This is a genomic window from Pantoea coffeiphila, assembly GCF_016909495.1.
In the GTDB taxonomy this organism is placed as follows: Bacteria; Pseudomonadota; Gammaproteobacteria; order Enterobacterales; family Enterobacteriaceae; genus Erwinia; species Erwinia coffeiphila.
In genome coordinates, this window is record NZ_JAFBFW010000003.1 from 89743 (window position 1) to 109700 (window position 19958).

General features: G+C 57.1%; 15 protein-coding genes. 2 read left to right on the forward strand and 13 right to left on the reverse strand.

Features of this window, described 5'->3' with window-relative positions:
- Positions 1-14: 14 nt before the first annotated feature.
- Positions 15-2843 carry an excinuclease ABC subunit UvrA gene (uvrA, locus tag JOE09_RS10225; protein ID WP_205065699.1) on the reverse strand — a complete coding sequence of 943 codons (2829 nt, stop codon included), beginning with the start codon at positions 2841-2843 and terminating at the stop codon, positions 15-17.
- Between the two features lie 294 nt (positions 2844-3137).
- On the opposite strand from uvrA, the gene ssb1 reads away from it, so the two are divergent.
- Both ssb1 and JOE09_RS10235 read left to right on the forward strand, forming a co-directional pair.
- A complete protein-coding gene (gene ssb1, locus JOE09_RS10230; protein WP_205065700.1) occupies positions 3138-3680 on the forward strand; it encodes a single-stranded DNA-binding protein SSB1 in 543 nt (180 codons plus the stop codon).
- A 172-nt stretch (positions 3681-3852) separates the two neighbouring features.
- On the forward strand, positions 3853-4578 hold the full coding sequence (locus tag JOE09_RS10235) for a hypothetical protein (protein ID WP_205065701.1): 726 nt from the start codon (positions 3853-3855) through the stop codon (positions 4576-4578).
- A 150-nt stretch (positions 4579-4728) separates the two neighbouring features.
- Here JOE09_RS10235 and JOE09_RS10240 read toward each other — a convergent pair whose 3' ends face one another.
- The 12 genes from JOE09_RS10240 to JOE09_RS10295 all read right to left on the reverse strand — a co-directional run bounded on the left by JOE09_RS10240 (position 4729) and on the right by JOE09_RS10295 (position 19676).
- Positions 4729-5937: an MFS transporter gene (locus JOE09_RS10240; protein WP_205065702.1), complete on the reverse strand. Its 1209-nt coding sequence runs from the start codon at positions 5935-5937 to the stop codon at positions 4729-4731.
- 268 nt (positions 5938-6205) lie between these two features.
- The gene (locus JOE09_RS10245; RefSeq protein ID WP_205065703.1) at positions 6206-7213 is read right to left on the reverse strand and encodes a LacI family DNA-binding transcriptional regulator; all 1008 of its coding nucleotides are present in this window, start codon (positions 7211-7213) and stop codon (positions 6206-6208) included.
- Positions 7203-8744, reverse strand: coding sequence for an inositol monophosphatase family protein (locus JOE09_RS10250; protein ID WP_205065704.1), 1542 nt, complete (start codon positions 8742-8744; stop codon positions 7203-7205). Before JOE09_RS10250 ends, JOE09_RS10245 begins: the two co-directional genes overlap by 11 nt.
- A gap of 54 nt (positions 8745-8798) precedes the next feature.
- Positions 8799-9902, reverse strand: a complete 1104-nt coding sequence (locus tag JOE09_RS10255) for an ABC transporter substrate-binding protein (protein WP_205065705.1) — start codon at positions 9900-9902, stop codon at positions 8799-8801.
- Positions 9903-9932: 30 nt separating this feature from the next.
- Complete coding sequence (locus JOE09_RS10260) at positions 9933-11012, reverse strand: ABC transporter ATP-binding protein (protein ID WP_205065706.1); 1080 nt, start codon at positions 11010-11012, stop codon at positions 9933-9935.
- Position 11013: 1 nt separating this feature from the next.
- Complete coding sequence (locus JOE09_RS10265) at positions 11014-12837, reverse strand: ABC transporter permease subunit (protein WP_205065707.1); 1824 nt, start codon at positions 12835-12837, stop codon at positions 11014-11016.
- Positions 12838-13222: 385 nt separating this feature from the next.
- Positions 13223-14644, reverse strand: a complete 1422-nt coding sequence (locus JOE09_RS10270; protein ID WP_205065708.1) for an alanine/glycine:cation symporter family protein — start codon at positions 14642-14644, stop codon at positions 13223-13225.
- A gap of 168 nt (positions 14645-14812) precedes the next feature.
- Positions 14813-15988, reverse strand: a complete 1176-nt coding sequence (locus JOE09_RS10275; protein WP_205065709.1) for a M20 aminoacylase family protein — start codon at positions 15986-15988, stop codon at positions 14813-14815.
- A gap of 63 nt (positions 15989-16051) precedes the next feature.
- Positions 16052-17317, reverse strand: a complete 1266-nt coding sequence (locus JOE09_RS10280; RefSeq protein ID WP_205065710.1) for a Zn-dependent hydrolase — start codon at positions 17315-17317, stop codon at positions 16052-16054.
- A 102-nt stretch (positions 17318-17419) separates the two neighbouring features.
- Positions 17420-18607 carry a diaminopropionate ammonia-lyase gene (gene dpaL / locus JOE09_RS10285; RefSeq protein ID WP_205065711.1) on the reverse strand — a complete coding sequence of 396 codons (1188 nt, stop codon included), beginning with the start codon at positions 18605-18607 and terminating at the stop codon, positions 17420-17422.
- Between the two features lie 30 nt (positions 18608-18637).
- Entirely contained in the window at positions 18638-19021 is a 384-nt protein-coding gene (locus tag JOE09_RS10290) for a RidA family protein (RefSeq protein WP_205065712.1), read from the reverse strand.
- 4 nt (positions 19022-19025) lie between these two features.
- Positions 19026-19676: a helix-turn-helix transcriptional regulator gene (locus JOE09_RS10295; RefSeq protein ID WP_338049328.1), complete on the reverse strand. Its 651-nt coding sequence runs from the start codon at positions 19674-19676 to the stop codon at positions 19026-19028.
- Positions 19677-19958: the final 282 nt, after the last annotated feature.

Below are 19958 nucleotides of genomic sequence, written 5' to 3' on the forward strand. Positions count from 1 at the left end.
GCCGCCCTCTCGATTTATTTCACCAGCAGAGGCTTGAGGAAGCGTGCGGTGTGGGACTTCTCGCACTCGGCCACGGTTTCCGGCGTGCCGGACACCAGGATTTCGCCGCCGCCGCTGCCGCCTTCCGGCCCCAGGTCAACGATCCAGTCGGCGGTTTTGATTACGTCGAGGTTGTGCTCAATCACCACGATGGTGTTGCCCTGGTCACGCAGCTGGTGCAGCACTTCCAGCAGCTGCTGAATATCGGCAAAGTGCAGGCCGGTGGTCGGCTCATCCAGGATATACAGCGTCTGGCCGGTACCGCGTTTGGACAGCTCGCGCGCCAGCTTAACGCGCTGCGCCTCACCACCGGAAAGCGTGGTCGCCGACTGGCCGAGGCGGATGTAGGACAGGCCCACGTCGATCAGCGTTTGCAGCTTGCGTGCCAGCGCCGGAACGGCATCGAAGAACTCGCGCGCTTCTTCAATGGTCATCTCCAGCACTTCGTGGATGCTCTTGCCCTTGTACTTCACTTCCAGCGTCTCGCGGTTATAGCGCTTGCCCTTACACTGGTCGCACGGCACGTAGATATCCGGCAGGAAGTGCATCTCCACCTTCAGCACGCCGTCGCCCTGGCAGGCTTCGCAGCGCCCGCCGCGCACGTTAAAGCTGAAGCGGCCCGGCGTGTAGCCGCGGGTGCGCGACTCCGGCACCCCGGCAAACAGCTCGCGCACCGGGGTGAAAATCCCGGTATAGGTCGCCGGGTTAGAGCGTGGCGTACGGCCAATCGGGCTCTGATCGATGTCGATCACCTTGTCGAAGTGCTCCATGCCGCTCACTTCGCGGTACGGGGCCGGTTCGGCAATGGTGGCACCGTTCAGCTGACGCTGGGCGATAGGGAACAGCGTATCGTTGATCAGCGTGGATTTACCGGAGCCGGAAACTCCGGTAATGCAGGTGAACAGCCCGACCGGCAGGGTCAGCGTCACGTCCTTCAGGTTGTTGCCGCTGGCCCCGGTCAGCTTCAGCACCTTCTCCGGATCGCCTTTCACCCGCTCGGCGGGAATGGCAATGCCGCGCTTGCCGCTGAGGAACTGGCCGGTAAGGGATTCCTCAACCGCCATAATGTCGTCCACGGTGCCTTCCGCGACGATCTGCCCGCCGTGCACGCCCGCGCCCGGACCGATATCGATCACGTGATCGGCGGCGCGGATCGCGTCTTCATCATGCTCCACCACAATCACCGTATTACCGAGATTGCGCAGGTGGACCAGCGTTTCCAGCAGGCGCTCGTTGTCGCGCTGATGCAGGCCGATCGACGGCTCATCCAGCACGTACATCACGCCAACCAGTCCGGCACCGATCTGGCTGGCCAGGCGGATACGCTGAGCCTCGCCGCCGGAGAGCGTTTCCGCCGAACGGGACATGGAAAGGTAGTTCAGACCGACGTTCACGAGGAAGCGCAGGCGATCGCCAATCTCTTTCAGCACCTTCTCGGCGATTTTGGCACGCTGGCCGCTGAGCTTCATATTTTCGAAGAAGGTCATCGCGTGGCCGATGCTCATATCCGAGATGGTCGGCAGCGTGGTGTTTTCCACAAACACGTGGCGCGCTTCGCGACGCAGGCGGGTGCCGCTGCAGCTGGCACAGGCGCGGTTGCTGATAAACTTCGCCAGCTCCTCACGCACGGCGGAGGATTCCGTCTCTTTATAGCGGCGCTCCATATTGTGCAGCACGCCCTCAAACGGATGCCGACGCACCGAGGTATCGCCGCGATCGTTCACGTATTTGAATTCGATATTCTCTTTGCCGGAGCCGTAAAGGATCACTTTACGGTCGTACTCTTTCAGCGAGCTGAACGGCGCTTCAATGTCGAAGCCGAGGTGATCGGCCAGCGAACGCAGCATCTGGAAGTAGTAGAAGTTACGGCGATCCCAGCCGCGAATGGCCCCACCGGCCAGCGACAGGTCGGGGTTCTGCACCACGCGGTCCGGATCGAAATACTGCTGCACGCCCAGCCCGTCGCAGGTCGGGCAGGCACCGGCGGGGTTGTTAAAGGAGAACAGGCGCGGTTCCAGCTCGCTCATGCTGTAGCCGCACACCGGGCAGGCGAAGTTGGCGGAAAACAGCAGCTCTTCGGCCTTCGGATCGTCCATGTCGGCCACCACGGCGGTGCCGCCGGACAGCTCCAGCGCGGTTTCAAACGACTCCGCCAGGCGCTGCGCCAGATCCTCACGCACCTTAAAGCGATCCACCACCACTTCAATGGTGTGCTTCTTCTGCAGCTCCAGCTTCGGTGGATCGGAAAGATCGCAGACTTCGCCGTCGATGCGCGCGCGGATATAGCCCTGGCTGGCGAGGTTTTCCAGCGTCTTGGTGTGCTCACCCTTACGCTCTTTAATAATTGGCGCCAGCAGCATCAGGCGGCGGCCTTCCGGCTGCGCCAGCACGTTGTCCACCATCTGGCTGACGGTCTGTGCGGCCAGCGTCACATCGTGATCCGGGCAGCGCGGCTCGCCAACGCGGGCAAACAGCAGGCGCAGGTAGTCGTGAATTTCAGTAATGGTCCCGACGGTGGAACGCGGGTTGTGCGAGGTGGACTTCTGCTCAATTGAGATCGCCGGTGACAGCCCCTCAATGTGGTCAACGTCCGGCTTTTCCATCAGCGAAAGGAACTGACGCGCATAGGCGGAGAGCGACTCCACGTAGCGGCGCTGGCCCTCGGCATACAGCGTATCGAACGCCAGTGAGGACTTCCCGGAACCTGACAGGCCGGTAACGACGATCAGTTTATCGCGCGGAATGATCAGGTTAATATTTTTCAGATTGTGGGTGCGGGCACCCCGTACTTCGATCTTATCCATTCACAATTCCCGGATTAGCACAAACCTCACCATGCCTGCCCGGCATGGCCAGAAAAGAAACACGTCATTATGGCACAAAAAAACCTGAATGGATAACCAGTGTTTTGGCCTCAGGTGCCATCTGCGGCGATCCGCTTTCTGCTGCAGTTTTCCCCTTCGATCGTTATGCCTTGTATTAAAAAAGAGTTTTCGATCCGCCTCGTAAACGCGGATCTCTGCACGTGTCATTAAGAGGTGTGCGTGTTAGAATTTTGCGCTTAGACTTAGTCAGACACATTTATCGGAGACAGCAACATGGCCAGCAGAGGCGTAAACAAAGTTATTTTAGTTGGGAATCTGGGGCAAGATCCGGAAGTCCGCTACATGCCAAATGGCGGTGCCGTTGCCAACATTACTCTGGCTACGTCCGAAAGCTGGCGTGACAAGCAGACCGGTGAAACCAAAGAGAAGACCGAGTGGCACCGCGTTGTGCTGTTCGGCAAGCTGGCAGAAGTGGCCGGTGAATACCTGCGTAAAGGTTCCCAGGTTTATATCGAAGGCTCTCTGCAAACCCGCAAATGGACCGACCAGGCCGGTGTAGAAAAATACACTACCGAAGTTGTGGTTAACGTTGGCGGCACCATGCAGATGCTGGGCGGCCGTGCACAGGGCGGCGGCGCACCGGCAGGCGGCGGCCAGGGCCAGAACAACAACAACGGCTGGGGCCAGCCACAGCAGCCACAGGGCGGCAACCAGTTCAGCGGCGGCGCGCAGTCTCGCCCGCAGCAGCCACAGCAGAACAGCGCTCCGGCGAACAACGAACCGCCAATGGACTTTGATGACGATATCCCGTTCTAAGCTTCAAGAACGCAAGTCAGTCCATAAGACCCTGCTTCGGCAGGGTTTTTTTTGGCTTTCCTCCTGCGGAAGAATACGGGCAGCTGTTTTTTTCATCAATCCATCGTGCGTAATGGCGATAATGAGTATATTGTAGATATCGAATATATCGTTGATGAAGACGGAGGTGGTCATGATTACCCGAGAAAAAAACGTTAATTTTGAAGTCATTGCCATCCCGGTAGATAAAATCTCTTACTTTAAAACCGAGGATGAAAATACAGATATCACCCTTTCCGTCCCTGGCTGGCATGCTGCCGAAGACGGTCCGATGGAAAGTTATTATGTCCTGAAACGCCCGGCCTCCATTAATGAAGATATTTTTAAAGTGGCGCTTGAGGCTGCGTTACGGACTTTAGCGGCGCTAAATCCTTCTCCCGATCCACTCAACACGGTTACAGATGAGGTTGAACTCAAGGCTCCGGCGACGGACCAGGGAAAAGCCGCTGGCACGACCAACACCGAACGTTTGGAAAAACTAAAAAGAACCATCCTGAACGACAGTGAGTGGCTGGTTGCTCTGGAAGTTTCTCGTCGGGGAGGAAACGGTGGTGCAGTGAAAAATCCCAGTGGGCTCCCTAATCGCTGGAAACGTGCCAAAAAGATTTTTGCTATCGCTTCTGAAGGCAGAGATCTGTATCCGGCTTATGCGCTGGATATTGGCGGGCAGCCGTTACCGCTAATCAAGAAAATCATAGAGCTGTTCGGGGAAACCAAAACGTCATGGGCTCTGGCAGTATGGTTTGGCACACCAAACAGCTGGCTTGGTAATATAAAACCCAAGGATCTTCTGGTATCTGCACCTGAAAAGGTTATGGAAGCGGCATTGAGGGCAAAGGAAGGGCCCGTGCATGGCTAAAAAAATCAGCACCCCAGCATTGAATGCCAACCTCTCAGCCAGGCTCGTTACCTGGCCAATAGGTAAAAGGCAGACGCTGATCTCAGGCCATTTTTCGCCATTATAAACACCGGGCATCTGGCGGGATTTTGGCCCCGCCTGCCGCGCAAACTACTGGCCCGGCACCTCAACACATACCGCAGACGAAGATCGCAGCACGCGCAGCCCCATCAGAACGATAAGCACCATCACCAGCCCGGCGACCATCGCCACGCTGAACCCGGCCCGAGCGCCGTGGAGATCGATAACCATACCCGCCAGCACGCTGCCCAGCGCCACGCCGAGGCTGATGCCGGTAGTCATCCACGTCAGCCCTTCGGTAATCCTGGAAGGCGGCAAAATCGTGGTGCCGATATTCATCACGATAACCATCGTCGGTGCAAACGACACGCCCGCGAAGAACAGCGTGGCGGCCAGCACGTACACGCTGGGGGATAAAATCGGGAACAGTGTCGTTACCGCCATCACCACGCCGCCGCAGAGGAACTGTTTCTCAACCGGGGCGGTGATTTTTAACGTACCGAACAGTAGTCCGGCGATCATTGAACCCAGCGCATAGGCGGCCAGCACAAAGCTGGCGGCAGATGGCCAGCCCTGCATATTGGCGAAGGCAACCACCGCCACTTCAACCGAACCGGCAATCACCCCCAGCGCCAGCAGTGCGAAGACGATGGTACGCACGCCCGGAATCAGCAGGGTGGAACTGGTCTGTTTCCCCAGGCCTTCCACCACCTTCGGCTCGGTCTGCTTCTGCATCAGAAAGGCGGTGATGCCAACGATCAGCAGCAGCAGCGCCACCAGCGGCCCGGCCTCGGGGAAGAAGCTGGTACTGAGCACGATGGCCACCGGCGGGCCGATGGTAAACACCAGCTCGGTGATCACCGTATCCAGCGAGAACGCGGTGTGCAGCTGCGGCCTGCCGCGAAAAAGCTGTAGCCAGCGGGCGCGGATCATCGCGGGCATACTCGGCATCGCACCGGCCAGCAGCGCCAGAATAAACAGCAGCGGAGCGGGGGCCTGCATATACACCGCGACAATCAGCGCCATCAGCATACCGATGCTGTAGGCGGTGACGTAAGGCAGTACCCGGCTTTGCCCACGTCGGTCTACCACCTTGGAAATCTGCGGGCCAACCAGCGCATTTGCCAGCGTGTAAACCCCGGCTACGGCACCGGCCAGCCAGTACTGTCCGGTCTTCTGCACCAGCATGGTCACAATGCCGATGCCGATCATCGCCTGCGGCAGGCGCACAATAGTACTCGCGACCGCCAGCCCCAGTGCTCCGGGTGTGGCAAACAGTTCGCGATAGGGATTAGCCATGAAGTCTCCTGTTATTCTCTGATGCCGGTCAGCATCCCGCAGCGCGCGGTATGTCCATTTTATCTTTGTAATACAAAAACCCCGCGCGTGGGCGGGGTGCTGTGCGGTAACCAACGGCTTCGAGGGCGGTGGACGTTCAGCGAGGTGAATTTATTCTTATAGCGCAATCAGTATACGATAAATCCCACTGCTTTTTGGGGGATTCTTAGTCAAAAGTCGCTGAATTTTTCACATGCTGATGCCGATCGCACTCGCGCTGGATTTCGCTTCAGCGCAGCGTTCCTCGCTTCACCAGACGCGCATCAAAAACCCGGCTTCCCGGCCGTTCTGCGTCCGGGGAAAGCAGCAGCTCGCAGGCTGCTTCCGCCATCTCCGCCAGCGGCTGTGAGAAGGTGGTGAGCCGATAGCCCAGCCAGCTGGCCTGTTCGATATCATCGAAGCCAATCACGCAGAGATCTTCGGGGATGCGCAGGCCAAATTCATGGCGTGCGGCATCGATAAAGCCGCAGGCGATCAGATCGGTGACGCAGAATACGCCGTCCGGCCGTGTCGGCTGGCTTAACAGCTCACGCGCGGCAAGGACGCCGGTCTGGTAGCGGGTACTGCCTGGGCGGATCAGGGAAACGTCGGCCTCCGCGTCGGCAGCGGCCTGCATAAAGCCGGTTTCACGGATCACCATGCTGGGCGAACGTGCGGTGGAGGAAACCACGGCAAGATGCTGGCATCCGGCGGCAATCAGGTGGTCAAAAGCCTCTTTCATCGTCGAACTGTAATCGATGTCAATATTGTCCGCGCCGGCATACTGGCCCATGCGGTTAATCAGAATCACCTGCTGCCCGCTTTGCAGGCAGATCTCAATCAGCGAGCCGGGCGGTTTGCCCGACAGCACGATGGTGGCGGTGGAGCGGTAGTTCAGCGTCTGCTGCAGGGCTTCTTTGGCGCTTGCTTCACCGTCGTCGGTGTTGATCACCATCACCGCGCGCCCGGCCTGGTTCAGGCGGCGGGTCAGGTGCTCCAGCAGGCTGGACTGATACGGCGAGGCCAGATTGCCGCCGAGAATACACACCGGGCGGCTGGCCTCCTTCGACAAGCCGCGCGCCAGATGATTAACGTGGTAGTTCAGCGCCTCTGCGGCGGCGAGCACCTTGCGCCGGGTTTCCGCCGAGACGCTGCTGCCGGGGGTAAAGGTGCGCGACACCGCCGAGCGGGAGACGCCCGCCAGGCGCGCCACCTCGGTGGCGCTGGCAAATCCGGCCTGTTTGCTGCTATCGCTCATTACGCTGTTCCGCTGCGGCGATGGCCCGTTCGCGCGCAATGGCCTGCTCCGCCAGCCGGGTCAGCGACGGCTTCGGTGCTTCAAACCACTCATCCGGGTGGAGCTGGCGGCGGTCGCGGATTAACGCAATCGCGGCATCAAGCGTCGGGAAGCGCTCCGGGCACTCCAGGTGCATAAACAGCGCCACTAACGACACCGAACGGCTGCGGCCTCCGCGGCAGTTGACCAGGATGTTGCCACGTCGGCGATTGCGGTAGGAAGCTTTATCCGGGATCTGTTGCAGCAGCGCAGAGCGCATCAGCTGATAGCCCGCGTGCAGCATCTCCGGCGCGTTGCCGTCGCCGTCGATCAGCCCCAGCTTGTAGTAGCGCACCGGCCCGGCACCGTGCGGGAGCAGATGCGCGGCGGCGCTGGCTTCCGGCGTGTTTACCCAGTCGATATCAAGGTTTACCGCGCAGTTAATCACCACGCCGATATCGTGCTCAGCCAGCAGCGCGGCATCGCTCACCCCGGCGGAACCGCCGATATAGATATCCATTCCCCAGCCGGGAAAGTCTTCCACAATCAGGCTGAGCGGCGGGCGGGGATAGTGCGGCACGGCCGGTTGAACGGCATCCGTCGCCGGTACGATGGCCGATTTCGGGGCGGTGCCCGATTCACCGTCATTCATCGCTGTGCCTGCGACGGGCGCTGCCTCAGATCCGCTGGCGTGATAATCCGTCCCCTGCGGTTCTTCCGCCAGCGGAATTCCCGCCGCACGAGACAGCTCGCTGGCGATGCCGGGGGCGACGGCCAGCACCGGCAGACCGTTGAAAATCCCTTCTGCCGTCTGTGGAGCAATGCCAATCCGGCCGCCCGCTTCACGCACCAGCAGCATTCCTGCCAGGCAGTCCCAGGCGTTCATATGAATTTCCACGTAGCCATCGGAGCGGCCTTCCGCCACCCACGCCAGCGCCAGCGCGCCGGAACCGCCGCGCCGCACGCTGGTGCCGAGGTTCAGGATCGAACTCATCACTTCCAGATAGCGGCGCTGGCCGTGGCGGGCAGACCAGCCCAGTTCAACGGCGGCACGCTGCGTGTCGCTAACCGCCGTGCAGCGCAGCGGCCGGTCGTTTTTCAGCGCATAGTGGCCGCGCCGCGCCAGATACAGCTCCTGGCTTGAGGGGTTATAAATCGCGCCCAGCTCGGTTACACCCCGGTGAACCCAGGCAATGCAGACGCAGAAATGGGCGATGCCGCGGGCAAAGTTGGCGGTGCCGTCAATTGGATCGACTACCCACAGGCTCTCCGCGCTGGCGGGCTGGCGGGCGGACTCTTCGCCGAGGATCAGATCGTCGGGGAAGGCATCGCCAATCGCCCGTAAAATCATCCCCTCAACGAAGGTATCGGCTTCGGTCAGAATGTCCTGATGGCCCTTGAGTTCATATTCCCCCGCTTTACGGGAGTGGAAGAAGCGCAGGGCGGTATCCCCGGCTTCGGTAACAATGCGTTTGAGCGCCGCTTCGCGCTGTGCAATATCGATCGTGGTCAAAATATGCTGCCTGTTCTGAGTGAAAGAGGAACTGCCCCGTCGCTGCGCGGGGCGTTATTTTTTGTAGTTCAGGCTCCAGATATCCTGCCAGTCCTGGCGGCTTTTCCAGTCTTCTTTCGCCGTGGCGGTCAGGTACTCCATCAGTTCGCCGCGATATTTTTCGATGCCGGAGGCCTCATCGGCAGGCAGTTTCACCGCCGGATTAGTGGACATTTTGCCGTCCACACCCTGCGGGGCGATGCCTTCGGCGGTCAGCAGATAGTGAATAAACAGTTTAGCGGTGTTCGGGCTTTTGCTGCCGGTGGCCACCACGCCGAGGCTCGGGTAATTCCAGCCGATAAACGGCTTCAGGCCGCTGCACAGGCCCAGCTTCATGCCCTGCTTGTTGTCGCGAAATTTGGCGGTAGACACCAGGCCAACGAAGTCGGTTTTACCGTCCGGCGCGCCGATGGCGGAGGCGGCATCGTTGTCGGAGTGGGTCAGCAGCACGCCGTTGCCCGCCAGCGCCTTCACAAAGGCGGCGGTGGCGGACTTCTCATCAGTTTGCAACGGTTTGCCGAACTGCTGCTGATAGGCCTCGCGCACCTGCTTATCGTAGTGGGTTTCCATCTGGCTGAACCAGTCGGTATAGGCCGGTTTGCTGGTCGGGTCCTGCATCGCCACGCGGCCGCGCCAGGCCGGTTCGGTCAGCTGCCAGAGGTTAGTCACCGGGCAGGTGGCGTGATGAGCGGTATTGTAGGCAAAAACGTTCGGGGCCAGCACCACGGTCAGCGGTTCCTGATAGCGCGCGGGGATGCTGCTCTTAAGATCGTCCGGTACCCAGCTCTGCACATAGCCTTTATTCAGCAGCTGGGTCATCCCCGCCGGAGCATCCTCAACGATGGCGACGTCGGCCCGCACGTTTTTCGCCTGCGCTTCCCGGCTGATAATTTCAATGATCTGCGGCGCATCGGCTTTAACGCCGTTAGCCTGTAAACCGTACTGCTCGCTGAAGGCTTTCGCCTGCTGGACGATTTTACCGGTGGAGGCATACACGGTAATCGGCTGTTCCTGCTTTGCGGCGGCGATCAGCTGTTGAAGATCGAACGTTTCAGCCTGAGCAAAAGTGCTGCCCAGCAGGGCGCTGGCGACAACGGCGGCGGTCAAATTGCGCTTCATGGTGGTTCCCTTAAAAGTGATAAAAACGAATTAACGTGCGTAAACGTCGTGACGCAGCCCGCTGCTGTTAAAGAAGTGCAGGGAGTGAGTCGGGAGCTGGCAGTGCACCTGCTGGCGCGCCTGCCAGCGCGGCCGCAGCTGCGTGGAGTGGAACAGGCGATCTTCCCCGGCCACCAGTTCAATCACCCAGCTACCGCCGGTGGGCATAATGTTGTCGATGGTCATCGTAATGCCGTTGTTGCCAGCCCCTTCGCTGAGCACAATCTCCTCCGGGCGAATGCCGCAGTGCAGGCTGCGATCGAGCAGGTCAAAGCGCTGCTGAAGATGCTGTGCCAGCGGGCTGACCGGCTGATCCAGTGGGATCATATTCAGCCGTGGCGTACCGATAAACTCGGCGACAAAGCGGTTGGCCGGGGTGGCGTAGATCTCATCCGGCGTGCCGACCTGCTGCATATGCCCGGCGCTCATCACCGCAATGGTGGTGGCGAGGGTCATTGCCTCCCACTGATCGTGGCTGACGAAGACGATGGTCGTGCCAAAGGTTTCGTGCAGGCGACGCAGCTCGGCGCGCATCTCCAGCCGCAGAGTGGCATCGAGGTTGGAAAGCGGTTCATCCAGCAGCAGTACGCCGGGGTTCACCGCCAGCATGCGGGCCAGGGCGACGCGCTGCTGCTGGCCGCCGGAAAGCTGTGCCGGATAGCGCTTGGCGTAATCGGCAATGCGCAGCTTTTCCATCACGTCCTGGCAGCGGGCGATACGCTCGCGGGTTGGCACTTTTTGCAGGCGCAGGCCGAAATCGACGTTCTGCTCCACGGTCATATGCGGCCAGAGCGCGTAGCTCTGAAACACCAGGCCGATGCCGCGCTTTTCCGGCGGTACCCAGGTGCCCTGCGAGATGGAATCAACGATCTTATCGCCGATGTGGATCTCGCCGCCGCTGGCGTGCTCGATCCCGGCGATCATCCGCAGAATGGTGGTTTTCCCGCAGCCGGACGGCCCCAGCAGGCACATAAACTCGCCGTCTTTCACCGTCAGGTTGATGTTATTCACCGCCGGTGCATCGCTGCCGGGGTAGGTTTTGGTGAGGTTGTTTAAATGAATCGTCGGCATCTTATTTCTCCAGTCCGTCAGCCAGACCGGTACCGGTGATCCTTTGGATCAACACCGTGCCAGCCCATGAAATCAGCGCAATCATCAGCACCACGGCGTTGGCCGCCTGCTGGTAGTTGTAGTCAATCAGGCGCAGTGAATAGGTAGTCAGTACGTCGGTTGCCGGGGTGGCGAGGATGACGAACAGGCTGACGCCCTTAATCCCTGAGATAAACGGCAGCAGCACGCCGGTAGCCAGCGGCGCGGCCTGAATCGGGATCACAATGCGGCGGATGCGGGCGAACCAGCCCGCTCCGGCAATGCGCGCCGCTTCTTCGGCTTCTTTACCCAGCTGGGTCATCGCGGCGATGCCGGAGCGGCTGGCGTACGGCATTTTTTCCGCAATCAGCGCCAGCACCAGAATCAGCGGCGTGCCGTACAGCGCCGGAACCGGGCCTCTGGCTACCGCAAACAGCGACAGGAACGCGGCGGCAAAGGCGATGCCCGGCACCAGATAAGGCAGAAAGGTGAGCTGGCGCAGGCAGGCGGCCATCCAGCGAAAATGGCATCGCATCACCGCGTAGCCGACCAGCAGTCCCAGCACGCCGCAGGCGACGGAAGCCGAGCCGACGATCAGCAGCGTGTTGCCCACCGTATGCCAGAACTCCGGGGTCAGCAGAATGCCGCTGCGCAGCGCCACCGTATCCAGATCGTGACCAATCCAGTAGGCGAGGGTGAAGTTGTCGGTGGTAAAGCGCCCCGGCAGGATCATAATGGTCGACAGGAACAGGGTCAGCAGCGGGATCGCCACGCCGAGCAGCACGAACAGCAGCGGCATTGCCCCGGCGGCGATGCGCCAGCGGCCCAGATTACGGCGGCGCTCCATCACGCCCTTGCCGCCGACGGTAACGAAGCGTTTGGCTTCGCGCAGCATTTTCATATCCAGCATCAGGGTCAGCATACCCATCACCATGATCACCGTGGCGATCACCGCCGCCACGCCGGACTGCCGCGTGCCGATAGCGCGATACAACCCGGTGGAGAGCGTATCGAAATGCACCGGCAGGCCGAGAATATAGGGCAGGGCAAATTCGCCGATGCAGTCGGCAAAAATCAGCAGCGCGGCGGAAAGCAGCGCCGGGCGCACCAGCGGAATAATGATTTTAAAGGCGATGACGTTGCGTGAGGCACCCAGCACCCGGGCGCACTCTTCCATCTGGCTGTCCATGCGCTTCAGAGCGTTGCCGACAATCAGGATCACCAGCGGCGCATAGTGCAGCACCATAATCACCACGATAGGGAAGTAGCCGTAGGCAATCCAGTTCGGCGTCTGAATGCCCATCGCCTCCAGCCAGCCCGGCTGCCCGCCGATGGCGTGGTTTTTGAAAATGGTGTTCCACGCCAGCGCGAAGGTCCAGGACGGCAGCATAAACGGCACGATCAGCAGGGTGGCAAACCACTTTCTACCAGCGATATCGGTACGGTTGATCAGCCACGCCAGCGAAACGCCCACCACCATCGCGCCCACCACGGTGCTCAGCGCCACCGCCAGCGTATTCAGCATCGGCGTCCACAGCAGCAGCTCGGACATTCGCGAGGTCAGCGTGCGCAGCAGGTAATACGCGGTCATCGTGCCCTCTGTCGCTCCGGTGCGGCCTTCATCTCCGTTCTGAACCAGCACCGCATTCAGCAGCACCGACACCACCGGGGCAAGAATAATCCAGCTAAACAGCATCAGAAGGAGGGCCGCCAGCAGGTTGGCGGGTTCATGGCTGACAATCGACAGCCGGTGGCGGAACCTGGGCCACGCGGCCTGACGGTGGCGTATTTCAGTTGGGTAGGACACGGATTTATCCCTGGCAGTGAAGGTCAGACAGGAATATATCGGCGCAATGTTACAGTTCTGCGAATTCTTTGCACGTATGTGCAAAAAACGGTGAGATAATTATTATCTTTTTGAAATTAATAATTAATATTTTTTATTACGTCTATTTTACTGCGCGAAAGATAACCCTGTGCGGCAGGGTGTGAAGGTTTAATGATGGTCACTTTAAATGGCGACCAGGAGCAGTAGACTGTTGTACGGCGTTCAGCCGAAGGGCAGGACCAATAATCTGTCTGGGGTAGCCCGAACATTATCGGTCCTGATTTTCAGGTCAGCCTGTGGCGGCAGAGAGTGAATCCTCCCACAGGCGGTTTATCTTTTGGGTTAATGGATTTTGAGCTTTGCTTTAACTTTGCTGTTCACGTTCTAATGCGCTTTTCTTCATGTTATTCAGCCTGTCTTTCACATCAAGGCTGTAGTCCCATTCGGGTTCATCAACGCCATTTTTCTTCTGCGTAACATAATCCCGCAGGGCAAACAGGACATATTTTGACAGCATGAGCAGGGCAGGCGCATTGAAGATAATTAACGTGGCCGCCGCAAAGTCAACCAGCTCCCAGATTGTGGCGACCGGGATCATTCCGCAGAACACGACCAGAGTACAGCACAGCAGACGGTAGACCTGCAGGAGGATTTTATTGCCGGTGAGCCAGCGAAGATTCACTTCCCCGTAGTAGATATTGGCAATGATCGATTTAAAGCCAAACATCAGCATGGCGATAAAGACAATATTTTTCCCCCATGAGCCGACGCCAAGGCTAAAGGCACTTTGAGTCAGTTCGACACCCGTTTGCCCGCTGTCCAGCGCGCCGGTCAGCAGAATGGTAAAGGCCGTACAGCTACAGACGATAATGGTGGTAAAGAAAGTGCCGAACATAGCGGTGAAACCCTGGGTCACCGGATGGCTGACAATCGCCGTCGCATGCATGCTTGGCGTGGTGCCGTTACCCGCATCGTTTGAAAATAGCCCGCGAGCCACGCCGTATCGGAAGGCGAGATAGATGGTGTATCCCGCCGCACCGCCAGCGGCAGAATCGAAATTAAAAGCCTGCGTAATGATTAACGAAATAACGGCAGGAAGCTTTTCGACATTGGAAAGAATGATAAACAGGGAAAGAATAATATAGCTGACGGCAAGGAACGGAACGAAGACGGAAGCAAAATCACTAATACGCTTCACGCCGCCAAATATAATAATCGAGACAAACACCACCAGAATCAGGCCAATAATGGCGGGGTGAATGTGGAAAATACCTGTCGTTGCCAGGATAACGGAATTGCCCTGAACCATGGCGTAGAAGAAGCCCATGCCGATAATCATGCTGATCGAAAACGCGACGGCCAGCGGTTTAAAATTCAGTCCTTTAGAGATGTAATAGGCCGGTCCGCCGCGATAGGTGCCGTCACCGTTGCTTTCGCGGAACAGGATGGCGAGTATCGCTTCGCTAAAGCTGATCCCCATTCCCAGCAGCGCGGTGACCCACATCCAGAAAATCGCGCCAGGCCCGCCGGAGGCCAGCGCCGTTGCCACGCCCACCAGGCTGCCCGTTCCCACCTGGCTGCTTAGTGCCGCGCACAGGGCACCAAACCCGGAAACGCCTTTTTTGTCACCGGACTTTCGGCTGTTAATTAAGGCGTTAAAGATTTTTGTGAAATATTTAATCTGTGGGAATGACAGCCTGATGGCAAAAAATACCCCGGTTCCCAGCAGCAAACCGGCGACCAGCCACCCCCAGAAAATGGCGTTTATTGAACGTAGGATTTCCATAGTGAGCCTCTTATATTTTATGACTGACCATACAGAATATTGGTAAGATGATGCAGCTATTCCCACGGTATTATTTAAATGCCGTGTGGAAATAGCTGTGATTTTTATTATTCGGTGTTTCTTCAGTTATCGGATAAAACTGTTTTATCTTTAATATTATTTTTTAATTTACTGACTATTTTTCAACAGGCGACGGCTTGCCAGCTCTGCAAAGAATTTTGCTCCCGTAATAAGAATATCGTCATTGAAGTCGTAGGATGAGTTATGCAAAGGTAAATAACCTTTACCGTCTTTCTCACACCCATTACCTATAAAGACAAACGCGCCGGGTACTTTTTCAAGAAATGCGCCGAAATCTTCGGAGGTCATCATCGGTAAGGTATTGGGGTCCACATTCTCGTTGCCAAACACCTGATTCGCGGCTTCAACGGCGTATGCGGTTTCCTCGGCATGATTGACCGTCGGGGAATATTCATGGGTATAGATAAATTCGCATTCCGCTTCGTGCATCGCGCAAATTGAATTACAGATAATCCGCATGCGTTTTTCCAGCAGCGCCTGTACTTCCGGATCGTAAGAGCGCGTATCGCCTCGGATCTCGACATTCGCCGGAATCACGTTGCGCACGCCGTCGGTATGAATTTCAGTGCATGAAATCACCGCAGAAAGGGAGGGATCGACATTTCTGGAGACAATGGTTTGCAGAGAGGTGATGATCTCCGCCGCGATGACCATCGGATCTTTACCCATATGCGGCCTGGCCGCATGGGTGCCTTTACCACGAATACGGATGATGAAGTTGTCTTCACTGCCCATGATCCCGCCGACGCAGGTGGCAAATTTGCCCACCGGAATGCCCGGCATATTGTGCGCGCCATAGATCTCCTGCATCGGAAATCGCTCGAACAGCCCATCCGCGATCATCGCTCGCGCACCCTGACCGTGTTCTTCATCGGGCTGGAAAACGAAATACACCGTGCCGTCAAAATCGTACTTTTCCTGCAGCAGCTGCGCCGCGCCAAGCAGCGTCGCGGTATGACCATCGTGTCCGCAGGCGTGCATTTTTCCTTTGGTTTTTGAAACATAGTCGTGCGTGCTGGTTTCAAGAATATCCAGTGCATCCATATCCGCGCGCAAACCGATGCTGCGATCGCTGGTGCCTTTTTTCAGCACGCCAACCAGGCCGGTTTTGCCAATGCCGCGATAGACGGTGATGCCCATTGCCTGCAATTTTTCCGCAACGAAATCAGGCGTTTTTACCAAATCAAATTCTGTTTCAGGAACAGTGTGAAGATAGTGCCGCCACGCTGTCAGCTGTTGATGAAATGCGGTTAAATCGCTCATATTTATCCCCGTATTTTATTAAATTCATCATTCCAGTCAGCGCTGAAATGATGAATGTATAAATCAGTTCTGGTGGTCAGGCAGCCGGTGTTTAACCACATCTAATAACAAATTCGCCCCGCGAATCAGTTCTTCTTCGGAGGTAAATTCCGCCGGGTTGTGGCTGATGCCGTCTTTGCTGGGGACAAAAATCATCGCCGCAGGGGCGATACGGGCGATCATCTGTGCATCGTGCCCGGCACCGGAGGTCATACGGCGATAGCTCAGGCCAGCGCTTTCAGCGGATTGAATAATCTGCGCAACGATACCCTGGTCGAACATGACCGGCTGGAAGCGAACGAGCTGCTCGGAAGAAATTTGAACGCCTTCTTTTTCGGCCAGTGCAGCAAGGAAATCTTTCAGCTTCTGTTCAGCGGCTTGTAAGCGCGCTTCATCCGGGTCGCGCAGGTCGACGGTGAACCGGGCCAGGCGCGGGATAACATTGATGACGTTCGGCTCAAAACGCATGCTGCCAATCGTCGCCAGCGTGGTGCCGTTTGCTGCAATGTCCCGCAGGAAAGTGATGACGCTTGCCGCCGCATACCCGGCATCATGTCGCAGGCGCGTCGGCGTGGTGCCCGCATGGTTGGCGGTGCCGGTAATGGTAATCTCCTGCCAGGAGATGCCCTGCAAATTCTCGACGGCACCAATCTGAATGCCTTCCGCTTCCAGAATCGGCCCCTGCTCAATATGCAGCTCAATATACTCGTGGGGGATAATCGCCCCTGGCTCCATCTCACCGGCATAGCCAATGCGTTCCAGCTCATCACCCAGGCGCGTGCCGTCCGTGCCGATGGTGTCCAGAATCGCCGCCAGCGGTGCGCCACCGGCATAGACCAGCGATCCCATCATATCGGGCTGATAGCGGATGCCTTCTTCATTGGTAAATGCGGCCACGGTAATCGGGCGGGTAGGCTGGATGCCCGCCTGTCGAAACGCCCTGACCACCGCCAGGCCAGCCAGAACGCCATAGCAGCCATCGAACGCGCCGGCATTCACGACGGTATCGATATGCGAGCCGATCATCAGCGGGCGGCTGGCATCGCCCGGGGCGGATGAGATGGCAGGCAGCGTGCCGAAGATATTCCCAATCTTGTCCACTTGAATATCAAGGTCGAGTTCTTTCATCCACTTGACCAGCAGATCTCTGCCACGCTTTTCATCATCGGTTAAGGCTGCCCGGGTACGGCCGCCGTTAATCGTATCCGCCCCTGTTTCACCCAGTTCGTTAATTTGGGAAATAAGCCGTTTCCCGTCAAGAATGAGCGAGTGATTATGTTGCTGTTGCATAATAATCTTCCTCTTATATCGGTCATTAAAATAAAGACATGCTCAGGGATATCTCGCCTGAATGAGATAATAAATAGTTATCTTGATATATATCGGTAATAATTAAAGCGGCCAGGCACCGTTCCAGACAATATCCCGGTAGCGATCTTCGTTAGTATCACCCTCGGTACTGAAAATAAGAATTGTCGCCTCTTCATTAATTCCAAGGCGCTCTTTTGCATCCCGAACGTCTTGATCCGATGACGTGGCCAGTGCGTATAGCAAACCGGCATTAATCGCCCCGGATTCACCGCTGATAATCTGCGGGTCACCCTTCAGCGGATTGCCCAGCAGGCGCATACCGGTAGCCGAGACGGAATCTTTCACCCTGACAAAGGCGTTACCGCAGTTGCGCAGCACTCCCCAGGTCACCGGGTTGACTTCACCGCAGGCCAGACCGGCCATGATGGAGTTCAGCGATCCCCCAACCGCGACCCGTTCGCCGCTCGCCGAGGAAATGGATTGATACAGGCAATCCGCGGTATCAGGTTCGGAAATCATTGAACAGAATCGATCCGCACCATACAGACTGGCGAAAAAGCCCAGCACGCCGCCGGCCATGGCTCCGACCCCGGCCTGTAGCATGATATGCGTTGGCGCTTCGACGCCGAGAGCGTGAAGCTGCGCGGCGGCTTCGGCAGCCATTGTGGTGTAGCCCTGCGAGATCCAGGTGGGGATCTGCTCATAGCCTTCCCAGGCCGTGTCCTGCACCAGCGTCCAGCCCTGCTCTTCAGCGGTTTTCGACGCCAGGCGGACGGTATCATCGTAGTTGCAGTCGGTGACAATACACTCCGCGCCCAGCCCTTTAATGCGATTTACGCTGGCAGCAGCGGCACCTTTGGGCATAAATACCACGGCCTTCTGGCCCATCTCTCTGGCCGCCCACGCCACGCCTGTCCCATGGTTTCCGGCGGTGGCTGTCGTAAAGGTTAAGGGCTGCGGGAGCTGCTGAGACACTTTACTGAAATCAATGTCGGCGATGCTGAGATCCAGCTTCTCTGCAAGCAGTTTGCCCAGTGCATAGGAGCCGCCGAGCACTTTAAAGGCGTTGAGGCCGAAGCGTTTGGACTCGTCCTTGACATAAATCGCCTTCACCCCCAGCTTTGCAGCCAGCTTATCCAGAGAAACAAGCGGCGTTTCCGCGTATCCGGGGATCTTCGCGTGGAAGCGATGCGCTTCTTCAGCAATCGCCACGGTAAAAAGCGGATCGGCTTCACCGTTATAGAACGGGTTTTCTGTAATGCGCAACATGCGGATTCCTCTCAGGAACGTAGCCTGAACTCAGATCTTATGGGCAATCGCTTCGACTTCGACCAGGGCATCTTTCGGTAATTTTGCGGCCTGAATGCACGAGCGGGCTGGCGCATTCTCCGTACCGAAAAAGTCGGTGTAAATGGCGTTAAATTCCGCGAAATCATCCATGTTTGCCAGGAAGCAGGTGGTTTTAATCACCGAATTTAACGATGCGCCGCTTTGTTCCAGCACCGCCTGGACATTCAACAGCGACTGGCGCGTTTGCTCTTTGATTCCCCCTGGCGGAAATGTGGCGGTGGCCGGATCGATCGGCAGCTGGCCGGAGGTAAACACCAGATCGCCATAGGAAACACCCTGGGAATAGGGGCCAATCGCTGCGGGGGCCTTATTGGTGAAAATGGACTGTTTCATTCGATTACTCCTTTTCGATATGCGTGGATTTAAATTCTCTCAGGTATTTGTAAACCGCATGGCGGGAAATACCGAGCTGCTCTGCAACAATGCCGGCGGATTCTTTTAATTCAAAAATGCCGTTTTCAAAAAGCTGGAAGACAATCGACTTATTTCTTAATTTTTTATTAATCGACGCATCGCTATCCACGTCATTTATCGCTTTTTGCGTGGACTGGAAAATCACATCCTGAGAATTGGTGCTGAAGTTTTCCATCACCACGGATAATGGCGAACTGTCAGGCATCAGCGTTTTAATCAGTTCGGGGAAGGGCACCGATAAATTAATATTCACGCAGAACAGCCCGATGGGTTTTTCCCCATCACCGGCTACTACGGAGGTGGTGGATTTAAGAATCTCGCCATTTTTATTGCGGGTAAAATAGCTTTTCGAGTTAACTTCGCCGGTCTGCAAAAATTGCCGAAGCATTTTCAGCCCCATGTCGGTAATGGGGGAGCCGACGCCGCGTCCGGTGTGGTGCCCGTTGACGATCTTCACCACGGACGTATCCAGATCTTCAAAAGAGTGCAGAACGACTTCGCAGTGTGGCCCAATCAGATCGGCCACCATGTCGGCCAGGCGGTAGTAGGAGCGCATGAATTCGCGATCTTTCACCGTTAGGTTCACCTTGAAATCTGAAAGGGACTGCAGGTTTTCATCAACATTCATAGTCAGTTCACTTTTGTAATCGATATGGGAATGATTTGACAACGAAGCCCCTACAAAATCAACTAAAATTAACTGATGGTTGTTGGGTAGATATGCGTTAAATTCTCATTAAAATCAGTTATAACATAGTGTTAGTTAATAATATTGATTTTCGTATTCAAGCTGTGGATCACAATTATTAACTATTGTCGGGTGGATTCTGGCTATCCCACTCAACTTTCAAGTCAA